The organism is Curtobacterium sp. C2H10 (assembly GCF_025407985.1).
Lineage (GTDB): Bacteria > Actinomycetota > Actinomycetes > Actinomycetales > Microbacteriaceae > Curtobacterium.
This window is the reverse complement of the sequence record NZ_JABXGF010000043.1, coordinates 1-18603: the sequence shown is the minus strand read 5'-3', so window position 1 is coordinate 18603 and position 18603 is coordinate 1. Positions and strand designations below refer to the sequence as shown.

The following is an 18603-nucleotide window of genomic DNA, read 5'->3' as shown; positions in this document are numbered from 1 at the left end:
CGGGCGGGTCAGACGACGGGCGGACGGCCGGCGAGCGTCATGCGGCCGATCGTGAGCCAGCCCATCACGTGCACGGGACCGCAGTCGCTCCGCCAGCCTTCACGGACGCCACCGAACCAGGTGGCGAGCCGCTGCGGGTGTCGCCACCAGCGCGCGACCTGGATCGCCGCCCACGACCCGACGTACAGCGGTCGGAGCACCGCCGGCAGGTTGCGCCGAGCCAGCCAGACCCGGTTCCGGGCGTTCAGCCGGTAGTACTCGGTGTGGCGTGCCGGGTCGATCGCGGGGTGGTGCGCGACGAGGTCCCCGGCGTACCAGGTCCGTCGGCCGGCATCCCACACGCGCCACGCGAGCTCGATGCCCTCGTGCGCGTAGAAGTACTCCGCTCCCCAGCCGCCGGTCGCGCGGTACACGTCCATCGGCAGGACGACCGCCCCTTCCCACACCGAGAACACCGGCGACGAGTGGTCGGGCTCGCCCTTGCGGATCCGCGGGATCCAGCGCGTCGGGTTCGCAGCGCCGGTTGGGTCGACGACCCGGGGTTGCACGAGACCGAGCGACGGATCGCGCTCGAACAGGCCGATCGCGTCACGCAGGAACGTCTGCGACGGCACCGAGGCATCGTCGTCGAGGAAGAACACGTAGTCGCCGTCGACCACCTCGGCCCCGGCGTTCCGCCCGGCGGGGATGCCCACGTTCTCGGGCAGGGCCAGCGCCCGGACGCCCTCGGGCAGACCGGTCGGCTCCCAGCCGTTGCCGACGCACACCACGTCGAGTTCGACGTCCTGCTGCACGAGCACGCTCTCGAGTCCACGACGCAGGTCGTCCGGGCGGGTCCCCTGCGACAGGCTCACCACGGCGACACGGGGCCGCTCGCGGTGCGGGACCGCGTGACGACGGAGCGTGCCCGGGGTCACCCGCGGACCCGCTTCGACGAGATGATCGCCACGAAGTGCCCGAACGTCGCCAGGATCGCCAGCGGCAGGAGCGCCCCCACCAGGATCCGGTCGGCCAGGGGATGACCGATCACGAGCGCCAGCAGCGCGAAGACGAACGCGAGGATGCTCAGCTCGACCGAGTGGTACAGGCGGTGGAACGGCAGGAACCGGGCGGCGCGACGCAGCGTGGCGAGCCGTCGTCCGGACGGGGCGGTGCCGGCGTCGCGACGGTCGACGAGCTTGTCGAGCCCGGCGTTCGCCCGTGCGACGTGCACCATGTCGTTGAGCGCCTTGTTGAGGACGATCACGAGTCCCAGCGCGCAGCCGATCGTGGTCCACATCCAGTCCGCGCCGTGGATCGGCCACGTGGCCGCACGGACGCCGAGTGCGATGGGGATGAGTCCCTCGGTGGTGTAGTGCCCGACCTTGTCGAGGAACACGCCGGCGGGCGACCGGGTCCCCCGCCACCGGGCGACCTCGCCGTCGCAGCAGTCGACGAGCATCTGCAGCTGCCCGAGCACGAGCGCGAGCGCCGCACCCCAGATGCCCGGGATGAGCAGGGCGGCCGCGACGCTCCACCCGACGAGGATCATCAGGCCGGTCACCTGGTTCGCCGTCACGCGGGTCTTCAGCAGCACCCACGTCAGGTACGGCGAGACGTCCCGCAGGTACAGCGACGCCGTCCAGTGCTCGGCGTTCGCCCGCGAACGGACCTCGTCCGGTTGGGCGACGGCACGGAGTTCGGCGATCGAGGTGGGGCGGGCGTTCCCGCGGCCGGTCGTGTCATCGGTCAAGAGGTCAGGTCACCGTCCCGTGTGCGTGGTCAGCTCGGACGTCCGGGTCAGGAAGCCGATGATGAAGCCGAGTCCCCACCCGACGTGGATGCACGGCAGCACCACGACGAGCCAGAGGAGCGTCGGCAGCCCCGACCGCCGGGCGACCGCGACGGCCCCCAGCACGACGAAGACGATGTAGACGGCGGGCACCACGAAGCCGAGCAGCGCCCACGTCGCCCCCGTCCCGAGTGCGGCGCCGATGATCCCGACGATGCCGGCGACGATGCCGAGCGCCATCGCGGCGACCATGGCCGGAGGCACGAAGTATCGCAGGCCGTTGTTGGCGGGGAACCGGCGGGCGAGCTCGCCGCGCCACAGCCCCGTGGCGACGAACTGCCGGACCAGACGCTTCAGGCTCGGCCGCGGGCGGTACGTGACGACGAGCTCCGGGGTGAACCACACCGTGCCACCGGTCTGCCGGAGGCGCCGGTTGAGCTCCCAGTCCTGGCCGCGCTTGATGCCCTCGTCGAACAGCCCGACCTCGAACAGTCGGTCACGCCGGAACACGCCGAGGTACGCCGTCTCGGCCGGACCGGCCTGGCCGCCGACGTGGTGCGGCGTGCCACCGAGCCCGACCCGGCTGCCGTACGCGAGCGCCACGGCGCGTTCGAACGGGGTCCGCCCCTCGGCGCGCATGATCCCGCCGACGTTGTCCGCGCCCGACTCCTGCAGCACGCGCACGGCGATCCGCGTGTAGTCCTGCGGCAGCACCGAGTGCGCGTCGACACGGACCACGACGGGGTGCACGGACGCGCGGATCGCCACGTTCAGCCCGGCGGGCGTGGAGCCGGCGGGGTTCTCGATCGCGCGGATCCGAGGGTCTGCCGCGCTCATCTCGGCGACGAGTTCGTTGGTGCCGTCGATCGACGGGCCGAGGGCGAGGATGACCTCGAACGGACCGGAGTAGTCCTGCTCGAGCAGACTCTGGACGGCTGCCCGGACCTCGGTGACCTCGTTGAGGACGGGCATCACGTACGAGACGCCCGGCAGGGGCTGTCCGTCTGTCTGCATCGGTACCTCGGGGTCCTCACCTGGGTGCACGGGACGCACCGCGGACGGTGCCGCCCCGCAAGAGCGACCCTGAGCCTATCAAGTCGCCGCGGGTCGTCGGGGCGACCGGCAGACGGACGGGAGGTGGGCCCCACCCGGCCGGTACCGGCGCGACACGGAGCCTGCGGAGCGTCGTGACGGCCGAGACGGGAGGGACGGTGCCAGCTGGCACCGCGCCTCCCGTCCGTCGCTGGTCGCGTCAGCCCTTGTAGGTGCCGAGCGTGACGTCCGCCTCGCGCGTCTCACCGCCGCGGATGAAGGTGATCGTGGTCTTCGCGCCACCGGCGAAGTACCGCACCTGTGCCGTGAGGTCGGTCGCGTCGGACACCGTCGCCGAGCCGATCTTCGTGACCACGTCGCCCTTCTGCAGGCCGGCCTTGGCAGCCGCGCCACCGGACGACACCGACTTGATGAGGCCGCCCATCTGCGTGGCGTTCGCGTCCTCGGCGGCGTCGCCCACGGTCGCACCGAGCAGCCCGTGCGTGGCGGAGCCGTTGTCCTTGATCTCGTTCGCGACCCGCTTGACGAGGTTCGACGGGATCGAGAAGCCGACGCCGATGCTGCCGGACTGGCTCGACGACGAGTCGGACGAGCTGCCCGCGCTCGCGATGGCCACGTTGATGCCGATGAGCTTGCCCTTGGAGTCGAGCAGCGCACCACCCGAGTTGCCCGGGTTGATCGACGCGTCGGTCTGGATGACCGGCAGCGAGACGGTGCTGTTCGTCGACGAGTCGCTGCCGTTGCCGCCGTTGCCCCAGAAGTCGAAGGGACCGCCGCTCGAGCCGTTCCCGCCCTCGTTCGAGTCGCCGCCCTCGGTGGGAGCGCTCGAGGTGACCTGGATGCTGCGGCTCAGGGTCGAGACGATGCCGTCCGTCACGGTGTTCGACAGGCCGAGCGGTGCACCGATCGCCACCGCGGTGTCGCCGACGTTGAGGTCGGACGAGTCCGCGAAGCTGATCGGCTTCATGTCGGTCGCGTCGATCTTGATGACCGCGAGGTCGACCGTCGGGTCCGTGCCGACGAGCTTCGCCGGGTAGATCTTGCCGTCCGACGTCGTCACCGTGATCGTCCCGTTGGAGCTGTCGCCGTCGAGCGTCACCACGTGGGTGTTGGTGACGATGTAGCCGTCCTTGCTGAAGACGACGCCGGAACCGGTGCCGGCTTCGCTGCTCGACGAGACGTTGATCGTGACCACCGAGGGGGTCGCCTGCGCGGCCACCGCGGTGACGACCGTGGCGTTGTTGTAGTCGTTGACGGTGAGGTTGCCGCCGCCCTGCGCGCTCGAGGACCCGACGACGTTGCTGCCGCCCTGCGTGTTGGACGCGGCGAGCCAGCCGGCGCCGCCGCCGACGAGGCCGGCGATGACGACGCCGGCGATGATCGGGAGGGCGAGGCGGCCGCGGCCGGTGCCGGTGCGGCGGCCGGGGGCTGCGGCTCCGGCGCCCGCTGCTCCGGCTGCGCTTGCTGCTCCGGTGTCGAAGTAGTGGCCGTTGCGCTGGTTCGAGCCGTCGACGTCGCCGAATGCGCTCGTGGGGGCCTGGGCGGACGGGGCTCCGGCGTACTCGGAGGCCGATGCCGGCGCCGAGGTCGGCTGGGCGTACTCGCCGTAGCGGGGCTGCTGGCCGTACTGCGCCTGCTGTCCGTACTGCGACTGGCCGTACTGCTGCCCGTACTGCTGCTGGCCGTACTGGGACTGGCCGTACTGCTGCTGGTCCTGGCCGTACTGCTGCTGGCCGTACTGGGACTGCTGCGCGTGGTCGGTGCCGTACGGGGTGCCGTGCGCGCCGTACCCGGCCGGCGCCCGGCCGTACTGGCTCGTCTGGCCGTACTGGTTGGGCTGGCCGTTCTGGTCCGGCTGGCCGTACTGGCTCGTCTGACCGTACTGGCTCGTCTGACCGTGCTGGCTCGTCTGGCTCGTCTGACCGTTCTGGTCCGGCTGGCCGTACTGGCTCGTCTGGCTCGTCTGGCCGGCGTCGGAGTCGTGCTCGGACAGCGTCGGGTACGGCGCTGTGTACCGGTCGGTCGGGTGGTCGTTCGAGGCCGCGATGACATCGGTGTCGCTCGCGGGAGCGATCACGTCAGTGTGGTCCGCGGAGCCGTCGTTCGGCGAACGGTCGCTCGTCGGAGCATCGCTGCTCGGAGCGTCGTCGCGGAACGCGTGGTCGAAGTGCTCGGAGTCGTTCGGCGAAGCGTCCTCGGATGCGGCCTTCGCGGCCGCGTCGTCCGGACGGATGTCGTCGCCCTGCCCGTTGGGCGTGGTGTCGGTCATGCTGGACGTGCTCCTTTCAAGCTCGTGCAGTCTGTCGCACCCACCTGAGCGGTGCTCCTGGTGACGCTGCAAGCGACCTATGGCGATCTTATGCGTGGGCTGTGCGGCCGTTCCCGAGATGCCCTCGGCCGGCCGCTAGGTTGGGGTCCGTTCAGCGCCGCGAGTGCGGTCGACACCTCGGAGGGAACCACATGCGTCACGCAGGACCCTGGTTGCGAGCAGCAGAGGGAGCGATGCTCCTCGGCCCGGACGGCGTCCCCGCGCCGACGGTGTTCGCCGAGATGAGTGCGCTCGCGGCGGCCACGGGCGCGGTCAACCTCGGGCAGGGCTTCCCGGACGAGGACGGTCCCGCCGAGGTCCTCGAGGCAGCGGTCGCAGCCATCCGCGACGGCGTCAACCAGTACCCGCCCGGACGCGGGACCCCGGACCTCCGGGCGGCCATCAGCGAGCACCAGGCCCGGTGGTACGGCCTGGAGGTCGATCCCGACCGCCAGGTGCTCGTCACCGCCGGCGCGACCGAGGCCCTCGCCGCGACGCTCCTCGCCCTGGTGGAGCCCGGCGACGAGGTCATCACCTTCGAACCGTTCTACGACGCGTACGGCGCGCTCATCGGTCTCGCCGGCGGGACCCACGTGACGGTGCCGTTGCGGGCTCCCGACTTCCTCCCGGACGAGGACGCCCTCCGCGCCGCGTTCTCCGACCGGACCCGTGCGGTGCTCGTGAACACCCCGCACAACCCGACCGGCCGTGTCCTCCCGACGGAGGTGCTCACCACGATCGTCGAACTGGCCACGAAGTACGACGCCGTGATCGTCACCGACGAGGTGTACGAGCACCTGACCTTCGACGTCGCGCACGTCCCGATCGCCACCCTGCCCGGTGCCGCCGATCGCACCGTGACCATCTCGAGCGCTGGGAAGACCTTCAGCACCACCGGCTGGAAGATCGGCTGGCTCACGGCGGCACCGGCGCTCGTCGACGCGATCACCACCGTGAAGCAGTTCCTGACGTTCGTGAACGGCGCGCCCTTCCAGCCCGCGGTGGCGACCGGGCTCCGGCTGCCGGACAGCGTGTTCGCCGGCATCGCCGCCGAGCTGTCCGCCAAGCACGACCTCCTCGCCGCCGGACTCCGAGCGGCCGGCTTCGAGGTGATGCGCCCGGACGGCGGGTACTTCGTCATCGCCGACACGGCCGCACTCGGGTACGAGGACGCCCGGGCGTTCTGCCTGCAGCTCCCCGAGCTCGCCGGGGTGGTCGGCGTCCCGGTCTCGGCGTTCGTCCGACCCGATCACGCCGACGGCTACCGGTCACTCGTGCGGTTCGCCTTCTGCAAGCGGCGCTCGGTGCTCGAGGACGCCGCCGCTCGGCTCGCCGGTCTCGCCCTGCGCGGCTGACTCCCCCGCGGTCGGGCGGGCCGGACCCGCCCGCCACCGCGAGCGGGCGGTATCAACCCGACCCGCGCCTCCAGGCCCACGCATTTCGCCCGCTCGGCGCCGGCGTGCCACCGCGCCCCCACCACGAGCGGGTGAAACAGCGCCCGATCGCCCCTGCCGAGCGGCGCATTTGGCCCGCTCGCCGCGAGCGCCGCCGCGCGCCACGGCGAGCGGGCGGAATCGGATCCGCTCGCGCCTCCAGAGCGGCGTATTTCGCCCGCTCGGCGGGGGCGCACACGCGAGCGACTCCCCCCGCCCAACGCCGGGCGGGTCAGGGGCGGGGCGTGACCTCGTAGCGGCGGAGCGCCAGCGAGGGGTTCGCGCGGCGCACGGCGTCCGTCACGGCGGTGTCGATCTCAAGGACGAGCATCCCCGGGACCGCCCCGGCAGCGGCGACCGCGACGCCCGAGGGGTCGAGGACGACCGAGCCCCCGATGCCGATCGGCGGCGTCTGTCCGACCCCGACCACCCACACGGTGTTCTCGATGGCACGGGCGGTGAGCAGCGTCCTCCAGTGGTGCTCCTTGCCGGGGCCACGGACCCACTCGGCGGGCAGGACCACGACGTCGGCGGCGCCGTGTTCGGGTGCGGCCAGGCGCCGGGTGACCTCGGGGAACCGCAGGTCGTAGCAGGTCTCGAGGCCGACGCGCAGCCCGCCGAGCTCGAACACCGGCAGCTGTTCGGGGTCGCCGGACTCGATGTGGTCCGACTCCTTCGAGCCGAACGCGTCGTAGAGGTGCACCTTCCGGTACGTCGCAGCGATAGACCCGTCGGGCAGGACCGCGACGAGGGTGTTCCGGAAGCGGTCCGGGACGTCAGCGGCTTCGGCGACGCCGACGATGAGGGCGATGCCGACCTCGCGGGCGACGGCCTGCAGACCGGTGACGAACGGACCGCCCAACGGTTGGGCGGCGGCCACGAACCGGTCGTCGATCTCGGCGGTGAAGTACGAGGTGTACTCCGGCGTGACGAGGAGGTCGGCGTGTCGGGCGGCGGCGTCGACTGCCGCGGCGCGGACGGTCTCGAGGTTCGCGACGGGGTCGTCCACGGGTGCGAACTGCGCCGCGGCGACGGTGAGGGTGCCCATCCGCCGAGCGTACCGGGCGGCTCGAGACTCGGCTCCGCGGACGTTCCTTGCGCGGTGCGGGCGCGAAACTGTCCGCCCGGCCGAGACTCGGCGCCGCCCACCCGCACACGCGCCCACCGGCACCGCACCAGCCAGCACACCAGCACGCGCACACGAAGAAGGCCCCGGTCCGACTGGACCGGGGCCTTCTCTGTGACGCTTGGTTGCGGGGGCAGGATTTGAACCTACGACCTCTGGGTTATGAGCCCAGCGAGCTACCGAACTGCTCCACCCCGCGGCACGTTGAACAGCCTACACGGGGCCGTGGCGGGGCACAAATCGAGTGCCCCGCCACGGTGTGTCTAGTTCCCGTCCTCGGCCTCGGTGGCGGCCTGGATCGCGTCCTGCAGCCGCTGGTCGGCCTCGGCAGCGGCGACCAGGTCGTTGTCCGCGTAGGCGTCCTGGCGGTCCTGCAGGGCCTGCTTGGCGTCGTTCAGGGCCTTCTGCAGCGCCGCGTTGTCGACCGTGCCGGAGCCGGACGAGCCCGAGGACGCACCGGAGTCGGAACCCGACGAACCCGAGTCCGACGAACCCGAGTCGGAACCCGACGACGCACCCGAGTCACCCGAGCCGCCCGACGCTCCCGAGTCACCGGCCGACGCACCCGAGTCGCCACCGAAGAGGCTGTTGAGCGCCTCGTCGAGGGTGTCCTCGAACGCGATCTTGTCGCCGAACGCCACGAGCACCTTCTGCAGCAGCGGGTACGAGCCGCTCGACGTCGACTGCACGTACACGGGCTGCACGTAGAGGAAGCCGCCACCCACCGGGAGCGTGAGCAGGTTGCCCTGCTTCACGGTCGAGTTCCCGCGCTTCAGGATGTTCAGCTCCTGCGAGACAGTCGAGTCACCGTTGAAGAGGCTCTGCACCTGACCGGGCCCGGGGATGTTGTCCGTCTTCGGCATCGTCAACAGCGTGAGCTTGCCGTAGCCGGACCCCTTCTTGCCCTTCCCCGCGCCTCCGGCATCGGAGTCCACGGCGAGGTACCCGGTCAGCACGTTCCGGTTGTTCGCCCCGGCCGACTGCTGTGGGATGTAGGTCGTGTACAGCGTGTACGCGGTCCCCTGCCCCGGCACCTTCATCGTGAGGTAGTACGGGTCCTGCAGGTTGCCCTTGGCCGTCGTCGTGGTGGTCGCCCCGAGCGCGTTCGTGCCCGAGTTGGTCGTGGTCGACGCGTCCGAGGTGTCGGTGTCGTTCGTCCCCGAGGTCGGTTCCTGCGGCACGTTCCATGCGTCGTCACCCGAGTAGAACGAGTTCGCGTTCGTGACGTGGTAGGTGCCGAGGATCGACCGCTGCACCTTGAACAGGTCGGTCGGGTACCGCACGTGGTCGAGCAGCTCCGCGCTCATGCTCGACACGGGCTTCGTCGCCGTCGGGAAGATCTTCTGCCACGTCTTGAGCACCGGGTCCTTGGTGTCCCAGGCGTAGAGCGTCACCTTGCCCGTGTACGCGTCGACCGTGGCCTTCACCGAGTTCCGGATGTAGTTGACCTGGTCGGTCCGGTACGCCGAGCTCTCGGCACCCGCGATCGTGTCGGAGAGGCTCTGGCTCTGCGAGTACGGGTACGCGTCGCTCGTCGTGTAGCCGTCGACGACCCACTGGATGCGGTGGTCGACGATCGCCGGGTACGCGTCGTTGTCGAGTGTCAGGTACGGCGCGACCTTCTGCACGCGCGTGATCGGGTCGCGGTCGTAGAGGATCTGCGAGTCCTGGTTCACGGCGTTCGACAGCAGGATCTGCTCGGACTGGAACTTCGCGGCGTAGACGAGCCGGTTGAAGAAGTTGCCGATGCTCGGGCCGCCGTCGCCGGCGTACGTCGTCGTGGCGTTGCCGCCGCTGTCGTCGTTCTCGTCCGAGCCGGACGGGTAGTCGAGCTCGACGTTCTTCGAGCCCTTCGGCGCACCGACGATGGAGTACGCCGGCGAGGTCTCACCGAAGTACACGCGCTGCTGGAAGTCACCGAGGGCACCGTTGGACGGGATCCCCGACTCGAGGAACACCGGCTTGCCGTCGCTGGCGCGCTGGTTGCCGTACGCCGCCGTCACGCCGTAGCCGTGCGTGTAGACGAAGGCACGGTTGTACGGGGTGTTCGCCTGCGCGCTGAGGCCGTCGAGGTCGATGTCGCGGACCGCGATCACGGTGTCCTCGGTCTCGCCCTTGACGTCGTAGCGGTCGACGTCGAGCTCCTTCGGGAACTGGTAGTACTGCCGGTACTGCTGCAGCTGGCTGAAGGTGTCCGAGACGATCTTCGGGTCGATCAGGCGGATGTTCGCCGTCGTCTGGGCGTCCTGCGCGAGGGCGCCGGAGCTCGCCTCGGTCGTCGCGTCGTAGTTCTGCTCCTGGACGCCCGCGACACCGTAGGCGTCACGGGTCGCCTTGATGTTCCGCTCGATGTACGCGGACTCGAACGTCCGCTCCGAGGGCTTCACCTGCAGGCGCTGGACGATCCACGGGTAGATGCCGCCGATGACGATCGCCGCGACGAGCAGCAGCCCGGTGCCGACGATCGAGATGCGCCAGCGGCCGATGACCGCGGTCACGATGAAGAGGATCGCCACGATCGCGGCGATGCCCGCCATGATCTCGCGACCCGGGATGACGGCGTTCACCTCGGTGTACTGCGCACCGGTGATGAGCGAGTTCGACTTCGTCAGCGCGGCGTACTGGTCGAGCCAGAGGCTCACGGCCTGCAGCGCGACGTAGACGGCGGCGGTGATCGCGAGCTGGATGCGCGCGGCCTTCGAGATCCGGACCTCGCGCCCACCGAAGCGCATCGCGCCGTACAGGTAGCACGCGGCGAGCGCGGCCAGCCCGGCGATGAGCACCACGGCCGACGAGTACGCCACGATCGCGCGCCAGAACGGCAGTTCGAACACGTAGAAGCCGATGTCGAGCCCGAACTGCGGGTCGGTCTTGCCGAACGGCGTCCGGTTGAAGTACTCGAGCACCATGGTCCACCGGCCGGCGGTCGACAGCCCGGCGAAGATGCCGAGCACGACCGGGATCCCGATCATGACGGCACGGCGCAGCGGCTCGATGACCTGCTGGTACCGGTCGAGCTGCGAGTTGAGCTTCGCGTAGACCGGCCGGAACCGGAACGCGATCGCGATGCTCGCGTAGACGGGCACCGCCATCCCGAGGAACCCGGCGAGGAACATCAGGGTCCCGGCGATCCACCGCGTGGTCAGGACCTGCTGGAAGCCGAGCTGCGCGAACCACGCGTAGTCGGTGTACAGGCTCGCGAAGATGAAGAAGGCGATCACCAGTGCGGCCAGCACGATGATCGTGACCACGATCGGGACCCGCGGCGAACGCCGCCCCGAGGTGGACGAGGTTGTCGTCACTTGATGTGCTCCAGACGTGTCGAACCGGCGGGCCCGGCGCGGCGGGCCGTCAGTGCATCGATCCTATGTGGCGCGAGCACCCCTGAAACTGTACGGAGGCTCAGGATGGTGGGTCGCGCCTCCTGGAACACGGTTCGGGAGGCACGGATCGCGACGGCCGCGGACGTCGCCTGGAGCGCGTGGCCGGGTCTACGACGTGCAGCGCGCGAGCTTCGCGGTGCTCTTGCCGGAGGCGATCGTCTGCAGGTCGGTGACCGCCTGGTCGAGCGTGGCGACCTTGTAGACGTCGAGTCCGTCCGGGACGTGGCCGACGACCTCGCCGCAGTTGTCGGCCGGCGCGAGGAAGACGGTCGCGCCGGCGTCCTTCGCGCCGTAGAGCTTCTGCCGGATGCCGCCGATCGCGCCGACCTCGCCGTCGGCGGTGATCGTGCCGGTGCCGGCCACGTGCTTGCCGCCGTTGAGCTTGCCCGGCGTGATCTCGTCGATGATCCCGAGGGCGAACATCATCCCGGCCGACGGGCCGCCGACGTCCTGGAGCTCGATGGAGACGCGGAACGGGAAGTCGTACTGCTCGGTCACGCCCACGCCGATCAGGGCCGTGCCCTGCTCGCTCCGCGGCGTCAGCTCGACCGTCTTCTCGGCGCCGTCGCGTTCGACGACGACCGTCGCCGGGCCCGAGGTGCCGTGCTTCGCGACCAGCTCGCGGAGCGAGGTCGCGTCGGCGTTCTCCGTGAGCGAGGTCCCGTCGAAGGAGCGGATGACGTCGCCCTTCTCGATGACGCCGTCGGCTGCCGAGCCCTTCTGGACCGTGCCGACCTCGAGGTCGGTGGGCAGCTCGTACCCCTGCTGGATGAGGGCTGCGGCCACGGCGGACTGCTGCGACTGCTGCATGTCGGCCGTGTCCTGCTGGTTCACCTGGTCCGTGGTGACGCCCTCGGGGTAGATCGCGGACGCCGGGATGACCGCCTCGGACTTCGTGAACAGCGCCCGGATGACGCTCGTCCACGAGGGGCGGTTCGTGGCGTCGCCCTGGATACCGACGGTGAGCATGTCGAGCGCGCCGGCGGTGGGGTAGGTCGGGTGGCCGTCGACCTGGATGAGCTTGACCTGCTTCGCGTCCTTGCCCGTGCCCTGCTCCTGGGTCCCGATGGTGTTGTACACCGGGCCGGGGACCTCGATCAGGTAGGGGCTCGGCAGCAGGCTGGCGAGGAGCCCGAGGACGACGGCACCGATCACGAACGCCCAGCCGACGGTCCGGGAACGGGGACGACGACGGGGCTCGGCGGCGAAGAGGGTCACGAAAACGTCCTTCCACGGGGGCTGTTCGCCCTCGGCGCAGCGGTTCGGGCGTTCCCACGGGGGCGTCCCAGGCGCGGCCCCGTGAGCAGCGATTAGCGTAGTCGTCATGCCTGATGAACCGCAGCCGGGGCCGGACGACGACTTCCAGGAGATGCTCCGGAAGCTCCTCTCCGGCGAGGGCCAGATCGACCCGTCGCAGCTCGCCGGTGCCGCCGGACTGCCGAACGACCCGGCCTTCGTCGCGAACCTGATGAGCCAGCTGCAGCGTGCCGCGCAGTCGGGCGGTGACGGCATCGACTTCTCCGTCGCGTCCGAGCGCGCCACCGCGATCGCTCGTGAGGGCGGCCACCCGGTCGACCCCGCGACCTCGCAGGCGGCCGACCAGGCGTTCCAGGTCGCGGCGCTCTGGCTGGACGAGGCCACCTCGGTCGCCGAGCTCACCGCGACGCCGAGCCTCTACACGCGCGAGCAGTGGGCGAAGGCGACGACGCCGGTGTGGGCGCAGATCGCCGAACCCGTGGCGCTGAGCATCTCGAACGCCCTGACCGAGGCGATCGAGCAACGTGCCCCCGAGCAGCTCAAGGCGATGCTCGGCGACGTCTCGAAGGCGATGCGTGGAGTCGGCGGCGCACTGTTCGCGATCCAGCTCGGCCAGGTCGTCGGGCAGCTCTCGAAGGAGGTCGTCTCCGGCGGCGACGTCGGCGTGCCGCTCCTCGACGAGCAGGTCGCCGCACTCCTGCCGCAGAACGTGGCCGAGTTCGCCGAGGGACTCGACGTGCCCGAAGACGAGGTCCGCATCTACCTGGCCGTCCGGGAACTCGCGCACGCACGGCTGTTCCGTTCGGCCCGCTGGCTCCGCCTGCACATCATCTCGTCGATCACCGACTACGCGCGGGGCATCCACATCCCGTTCGACCGCGTCGAGGAGCTCGCGTCCGAGATCGACCCGACGAACCAGGAACAGCTCCGGGACGCCCTCGCGTCCGGTGCCCTGATCCCGCCGCGCACCGAGGAGCAGGAGGCCGCCCTCGCCCGCCTCGAGACGATGCTCGCGCTCGTCGAGGGCTGGGTCGACACCGTGACCGCCGCCGCCACCGAGCGCCTGCCGAAGTCCGGCGCGATCGCCGAGATGGTCCGTCGTCGTCGTGCGGCCGGTGGTCCGGCCGAGTCGGCGTTCGCGACCCTCGTCGGCCTCGAACTCCGCCCCCGCCGCCTCCGCGAAGCCGCGGCGATGTGGCAGCGGGTCACCGACGAGCTCGGCACCGAGCAGCGCGACGCGCTCTGGTCGCACTTCGACGCGGTCCCGACCTCGGACGACATCGACGCGCCGGACGCCTTCGTGGCCCGGCTGCGCAACCCCGGCCGCTCCGCCGAGGACGACGAGTTCGACAAGGCGCTCGAGGACCTGCTCAACGACGCCACCGGTGACCGTCCGCGCGAGGACGAGTCCGGCAACGTCGACGAGGGCGACGCTCCGAAGTAGTTCTCCACAGATCCGCTGTCCCTGCCCCGCGCGGGCGCCTGGTCGGCCAGCGTGGGGGCATGGGCATCCGCATCGATCCGACCCTCGAGTTCGTCTGGCGCGACCCGACCACCGTCCAGCTCGGGGTCGATCCGCCGCGCGCCGTCGTACCGGTCCCGAGCACGGCCGAGGAACGGTTCCTGTGCGCACTCCGCCGCGAGACCGGCCGTGACGCGCTCTCCGGGGTCGCCGCGGCGAGCGGGTGTCCGCCCGGTCTCGCCGCGCGTGTCCTCGGGGACGCCTCGCCCGCGGTCGTCGACGTCCTGCCCGAACCGCTGGCCCGGGTCGAGGTGCACGGCACCGGGACCCTGCCGGACACGGTCGCCGAACTGCTCTCGGGCGAGGGCGTCACGGTCGCGCGCACGACCGCGCCACGTGGTGGACCGGTGACCGTCCCCGACCCGGATCCCCAGCTCGCCGTGGTGGTGGCCGACCACGTCGTCGACCCGGCGGTCCGCGCGGCCTGGACCCGGCGGGGCACCGCGCACCTGCCGGTCGTCGTCGGGGACGGACGCGTGCGCCTCGGGCCGTTCGTCGTCCCGGGTGCCGGGCCGTGCCTCCAGTGCGTCGAGTACACGCACGTCGACGACGACCCGTGCTGGCCGGCCATCGCGGCGCAGGTGTGGGGCCGCCCCGCGGCACCGCTCTCGCCCTACCGGATCGCGGCGGTCGCGGCGGCGGCGACCCGGATGCTCCTCGAACGGCTGCCGTCCCGAACCCAGCACCCCGGTCCGGACCAACTGGTCTTCGACCGCGACGACCTGTCGGTCAGTCGACTCCCGGTGACGTTCCATCCGCGCTGTTCGTGCCGAGCGCTGCCAGGAACCGACTCGCCACCCGGACTCCCCCACGCGTGGAACCCTGTCGCGACCACGTGACCGTCACCGACCGGCGAGCACGGGTCAGCCCGACGTAGAAGAGCCGGCGTTCCTCGTCGATCTCGGCGTCGGTGGTGGCGTACGAGATCGGGAGCAGCCCCTCGGCCGCACCGATCACCACGACGTGCGGCCACTCGAGGCCCTTGGACGAGTGCAGCGTGGCGAGGGTCACGGCGTCCAGCTCCGGCTCGTGGTGCGTCGCGGCACGGTCCACCAGGTCCTGCGTGAACTGCTGCATCGTCGTGCCGGCGGGAGCGTCCTCGGCGAGGCCCATGATCGCCTGCAGCGCTTCCCACTGCTCGCGCACGGCGCCGGTGCCTTCCGGTGGCGTCGGCGTCCACCCGCTCACCTGCAGCACGAGGCCGACCCGCCGGGTGAGCTCGTCGTCGGTCTGCCGGACGGCCTCGCCCCGCATGTGGTGCACCGCGAGCTTCACCTCGGGGCGGTCGAAGAAGCGCGTGCCGCCCTGGACCCGGTACGGGATGCCCGCGCGTCCGAGCGCCGACTCGACCGCGGCGGCCTGGGCACCGAGGCGGTAGAGCACCGCGACGTCCCCGTAGGAAGCGCCCGAGGCCGGGTCGGCGACCAGCGACGCGATGGTCCGGGCGACCGTCTGCGCCTCGTCGCCGTCGTGCACGCACGCCAGCACCTCGGGCCGTGGTCCGGGCTCGGTGTGCTGCGCGACGAGGTCGAGGGCGCCCGGCTGCCCGCGCATGAGTGCGTTCGCGGCGTGCACCACCTCGCGCGTGGAGCGGTAGTTCCGCTCGAGCCGCAGCACGGATCCGCGGGGGAACTCCGACCCGAAGCCGAGCAGGTAGCGACTCGACGCCCCCGCGAACGAGTAGATCGTCTGGCTGGCGTCGCCGACGACGCAGACGTCGTCCCGGCCGCCGAGCCACGCGCGCAGCAGGTCGTGCTGCACGGGCGAGACGTCCTGGTACTCGTCCACGACGAAGAACCGGTACTGCTGCCGGACGTACGACGCCACCCGCGGCTCGGACTCCACCATGCCGAGCGTCGCGAGCAGGACGTCCTCGAAGTCGAGCTGCCGCCGGTCGTCCTTGAGCTGCTCGTACGCGCGCATGAGGTCGAGGACCCGGCGCGGAGCGGTGTCGCGCGGCATGACCCGTTCGGCCGCCGCGGCCTCGTACTCGTCGTACGAGAGCATCTGGACCTTCCGCCACTCGACCTCGCCGGCCAGGTCACGGAGCGTCGGGGTGTCCACCCGCAGGCCGACCGTGTCCGCCGCGTGCGCGATCATCCGACCCTTGGACTCGACGATCTTCGGGGCGTGGCCGCCGACGGTGTCCGGCCAGAAGTAGCTGAGCTGCGCCATCGCCGCGGCGTGGAACGTGCGGGCCTGCACCGTGCCCGCGCCGAGGGAGCGCAGCCGCGACCGCAGTTCGCCGGCCGCCCGGGTGGTGAAGGTCAGGGCGAGGACGTGGTTCGGCGCGTAGGTGCCGGTCGCGACCCCGTACGCGATGCGGTGCGTGATGGCGCGGGTCTTGCCGGTGCCGGCACCGGCGAGGACCGCCACGGGGCCGAGCAGGGTCCGCGCGACGGTGCGCTGTTCCGCGTCGAGGGCGGCGAGGAGCTCGTCCGGCGACGGCGGTCGGAGCGGCTCGGCCCCGGCCCCGGCGGCGGCGCTGCTCACGGCAGGTCCAGCGGCCCGCCGTACCACTCCTCGATGATGGCGCGGGCGATCGACGTCTTCCCCGGCAGCAGCAGGGTGTCGCCCGCACGCTCCCGGATCTCGTCGCGCGAGAACCACCGGACGTCGAGGATCTCCACCCCGTCCGGCCGGGCCGTCGTCGGGTCCCCGTCCACCGCACGGGCGCGGAAGCCGAGCATGAGCGACGCCGGGAACGGCCACGGCTGCGAGCCGAGGTACTCGGGTTCCTCGACGCGGACGCCGGACTCCTCCCAGACCTCGCGCCGGACGGCGTCCTCGAGCGACTCCCCCGGCTCGACGAAGCCCGCGAGCAGCGAGTACCGGTCCGCGTCCCACGCCGCGTTCGACCCGAGCAGGATCCGGTCGTCGGCGTCGGTGACCCCGACGATGATCGCCGCGTCGGTGCGCGGGAAGTGCTCGTGTCCCTCGGGATCGCGGCGCACCCAGCCGCCGGTGACCACGTCGGTCGCGGACCCGGTGCGGGGCGAGAAGCCGTGCACGGCGTGCCAGTTCGCCATCGCCACGGCCTCGACCGCGAGGCCCTGGTCGCGCGGCGACAGCTCGGTCCCGAACATCCGCAGGCTCTCCCACGCGTCGTCGGCCGGTTCGATCCGGGCAGCGGTCTCGGCGTCGAGGAACGCGGCGACGAACCGGGTGCCGGCGGGCGCATCGGGGGCGTCGGACACGGCGCGACCGAGGTACAGCGTCACCGCGTCGACCGGCACGGCATCGGCGGAGACGAAACGGAGGGTGCCGTCGGCGTTCCGCAGCATCTCGGAGCCGCGGACGGGCAGGTACCGGGTCGACGGGTCGTCCCGCAGCACCTGGTCGAGGTCGTCCGTCGTGCGGAACTCCGCGTCGCGGTCGAGGTCGTTGCGGGAGAGGGGCAGCCTCGCGGCGAACTCGACGGTCACGGCAGGGGGCTCCTCGGGTCGGATCGGGTCGGCGGTGCGGGAGCCCGGGCTGCCGCGGGCCAGCGTGGCGCACGCTCGACCACCGGCTGCGGACCTACCCTGAGGGGCATGGCGGGATCCCAGTTCACTCTAGCCGCGTTGGCGACCACGGCCGTCTCAGGCCTCGTCGTCACGGGCACGCGCACGCTCGGCTCGGCCGCGTCCGGGGACTACGAGTCGGCCGTCCTCCGCGACGCCGACGGCGCCTGGTCCGCGATCCGCCGCCCACGCAACCAGCGGGCCGAGGCCCGACAGTCCGCCGACCTCGTCGCGATCCGGGCGCTGAGCGCCGGGATCCGCACGCGCCTCCCGTTCGGCGTCGCCGAGTACCGCGGACAGGCGCCGATCGGCTCGACCCGCGCCATCGTCACCTCGTACCTGCCCGGGACGCACCCGAAGCTGCAGGCCCTCGTCGAACGACCGGAGCTCGCGACCAGCGTCGGCCGGGCGATCGCAGCGATCCACCAGCTGCCGACGAGCTTCGTCACCGACGCCGGGCTGCCGTCCCTCACCCCGTTCGAGGTCCTGCGCTCCGCCGTCTCCGTGATGGACCGCGCGGTCGCCACGAAGCTCGTCCCGGCGGCGCTCAAGGAGCGGTGGGAGGGCGCGGCACGCGACCAGCAGCTCTGGCAGTTCACGCCCACCGTCGTGCACGGGTCGCTCGGCACCGAGACGATCCTGGTCTCCGGTGACGACGTCTCCGGCGTCATCGACTGGGGCGAGCTGCGGCTCGGCGACCCGGCGAAGGACCTCGCGTGGGTGCTCGCCGGCCGCAAGGACGCGTTCGACACCGTCCTCAGCGCGTACGAGGCGAACGGCGGCGGGCGGGACCGGCAGCTCGCGCAGCGCGCGCGGGTGCACCACGAGCTCGAGACCGCGCAGTGGCTGCTGCACGGCGTGCAGGTGAAGAGCACCGAGGTCGTCGACGACGCGGTCGCGATGATGCACCGGCTGGTGGACGCGGTGCAGACGCCGAGCGCGGCACCGCTGCAGTCGGTCTCGCCGGAGACGATGGAGATCGGCGAGGTCGAGCAGCTGCTGTCGTCGACCGAGCGTCGGCACGGCTGACGCGCTTCGGCGCGGCTGACGCGTCGGCGCGGCTGACGCGTGTCGGCACGGCTGACGCGCTTCGGCGCGGCTGACGCGTGACGGCCCTGGAGGCGCGGCTCGTCCCCGCCCCGTTGCCGGCGGTCCTCCGTGCCACCGGTCCGGATCGAACCACGATTCCGACACGGAACCAGCGTCCGCGCGTGGTTCGACGTCGGATTCGTGGTTCGACCTGCGGG

The 18603-nt window shown here is 71.6% G+C and carries 13 protein-coding genes and 1 tRNA gene; 4 read left to right on the top strand and 10 right to left on the bottom strand.

Annotated elements, in window-relative coordinates; genetic code table 11:
• Nucleotides 1-8: 8 nt before the first annotated feature.
• The 4 genes from HWD93_RS14145 to HWD93_RS14130 form a co-directional block, all read right to left on the bottom strand.
• On the bottom strand, nucleotides 9-917 hold the full coding sequence (locus tag HWD93_RS14145; protein WP_261647162.1) for a glycosyltransferase: 909 nt from the start codon (nucleotides 915-917) through the stop codon (nucleotides 9-11).
• On the bottom strand, nucleotides 914-1732 hold the full coding sequence (locus tag HWD93_RS14140; RefSeq protein WP_070416675.1) for a CDP-alcohol phosphatidyltransferase family protein: 819 nt from the start codon (nucleotides 1730-1732) through the stop codon (nucleotides 914-916). The genes HWD93_RS14145 and HWD93_RS14140 overlap by 4 nt, the downstream gene beginning before the upstream one ends.
• A gap of 9 nt (nucleotides 1733-1741) precedes the next feature.
• The gene (locus tag HWD93_RS14135; RefSeq protein ID WP_261647161.1) at nucleotides 1742-2785 is read right to left on the bottom strand and encodes a glycosyltransferase family 2 protein; all 1044 of its coding nucleotides are present in this window, start codon (nucleotides 2783-2785) and stop codon (nucleotides 1742-1744) included.
• 238 nt (nucleotides 2786-3023) lie between these two features.
• Nucleotides 3024-5093 carry a S1C family serine protease gene (locus HWD93_RS14130; protein ID WP_261647160.1) on the bottom strand — a complete coding sequence of 690 codons (2070 nt, stop codon included), beginning with the start codon at nucleotides 5091-5093 and terminating at the stop codon, nucleotides 3024-3026.
• Between the two features lie 191 nt (nucleotides 5094-5284).
• On the opposite strand from HWD93_RS14130, the gene HWD93_RS14125 reads away from it, so the two are divergent.
• Nucleotides 5285-6487 (top strand): aminotransferase class I/II-fold pyridoxal phosphate-dependent enzyme, encoded by a 1203-nt coding sequence (locus HWD93_RS14125; protein ID WP_261647159.1) that lies wholly within the window; start codon nucleotides 5285-5287, stop codon nucleotides 6485-6487.
• Nucleotides 6488-6797: 310 nt separating this feature from the next.
• Here the strand turns inward: HWD93_RS14125 and HWD93_RS14120 are convergent, their stop codons facing one another.
• From HWD93_RS14120 to HWD93_RS19555, 4 genes are all read right to left on the bottom strand, one after another.
• Nucleotides 6798-7613, bottom strand: a complete 816-nt coding sequence (locus HWD93_RS14120; RefSeq protein ID WP_261647158.1) for a carbon-nitrogen hydrolase family protein — start codon at nucleotides 7611-7613, stop codon at nucleotides 6798-6800.
• Between the two features lie 200 nt (nucleotides 7614-7813).
• Nucleotides 7814-7890 (bottom strand) — tRNA-Met (locus tag HWD93_RS14115).
• Nucleotides 7891-7954: 64 nt separating this feature from the next.
• Nucleotides 7955-10942 carry a UPF0182 family protein gene (locus tag HWD93_RS14110; protein WP_261647157.1) on the bottom strand — a complete coding sequence of 996 codons (2988 nt, stop codon included), beginning with the start codon at nucleotides 10940-10942 and terminating at the stop codon, nucleotides 7955-7957.
• Between the two features lie 240 nt (nucleotides 10943-11182).
• Nucleotides 11183-12292, bottom strand: a complete 1110-nt coding sequence (locus tag HWD93_RS19555; protein WP_229085201.1) for a PDZ domain-containing protein — start codon at nucleotides 12290-12292, stop codon at nucleotides 11183-11185.
• A gap of 106 nt (nucleotides 12293-12398) precedes the next feature.
• Here HWD93_RS19555 and HWD93_RS14100 point away from each other — a divergent pair, with 106 nt between their 5' ends.
• Nucleotides 12399-13775, top strand: coding sequence for a zinc-dependent metalloprotease (locus HWD93_RS14100; RefSeq protein ID WP_070416680.1), 1377 nt, complete (start codon nucleotides 12399-12401; stop codon nucleotides 13773-13775).
• Nucleotides 13776-13834: 59 nt separating this feature from the next.
• Nucleotides 13835-14692 carry a hypothetical protein gene (locus tag HWD93_RS14095; protein ID WP_261647156.1) on the top strand — a complete coding sequence of 286 codons (858 nt, stop codon included), beginning with the start codon at nucleotides 13835-13837 and terminating at the stop codon, nucleotides 14690-14692.
• Here HWD93_RS14095 and HWD93_RS14090 read toward each other — a convergent pair.
• Together HWD93_RS14090 and nudC are read right to left on the bottom strand one after the other, a co-directional pair.
• Entirely contained in the window at nucleotides 14583-16346 is a 1764-nt protein-coding gene (locus tag HWD93_RS14090) for an ATP-dependent helicase (protein WP_261647155.1), read from the bottom strand. The two genes, HWD93_RS14095 and HWD93_RS14090, sit on opposite strands and share 110 nt — an antisense overlap.
• Nucleotides 16343-17278: an NAD(+) diphosphatase gene (gene nudC / locus HWD93_RS14085; RefSeq protein WP_261647153.1), complete on the bottom strand. Its 936-nt coding sequence runs from the start codon at nucleotides 17276-17278 to the stop codon at nucleotides 16343-16345. The genes HWD93_RS14090 and nudC overlap by 4 nt, the downstream gene beginning before the upstream one ends.
• A 108-nt stretch (nucleotides 17279-17386) precedes the next feature.
• On the opposite strand from nudC, the gene HWD93_RS14080 reads away from it, so the two are divergent.
• Complete coding sequence (locus HWD93_RS14080; RefSeq protein ID WP_070416684.1) at nucleotides 17387-18385, top strand: phosphotransferase; 999 nt, start codon at nucleotides 17387-17389, stop codon at nucleotides 18383-18385.
• The last annotated feature ends 218 nt before the right edge of the window (nucleotides 18386-18603 follow it).

Coding starts and splice junctions, on each gene's coding strand:
- HWD93_RS14120 (WP_261647158.1), bottom strand. CDS start 7,613: ATGGGCACCCTCACCGTCGCCGCGGCGCAGTTCGCACCCGTGGACGAC.
- HWD93_RS14095 (WP_261647156.1), top strand. CDS start 13,835: ATGGGCATCCGCATCGATCCGACCCTCGAGTTCGTCTGGCGCGACCCG.
- HWD93_RS14135 (WP_261647161.1), bottom strand. CDS start 2,785: ATGCAGACAGACGGACAGCCCCTGCCGGGCGTCTCGTACGTGATGCCC.
- HWD93_RS14080 (WP_070416684.1), top strand. CDS start 17,387: ATGGCGGGATCCCAGTTCACTCTAGCCGCGTTGGCGACCACGGCCGTC.
- HWD93_RS14100 (WP_070416680.1), top strand. CDS start 12,399: ATGCCTGATGAACCGCAGCCGGGGCCGGACGACGACTTCCAGGAGATG.
- HWD93_RS14125 (WP_261647159.1), top strand. CDS start 5,285: ATGCGTCACGCAGGACCCTGGTTGCGAGCAGCAGAGGGAGCGATGCTC.
- HWD93_RS14130 (WP_261647160.1), bottom strand. CDS start 5,093: ATGACCGACACCACGCCCAACGGGCAGGGCGACGACATCCGTCCGGAC.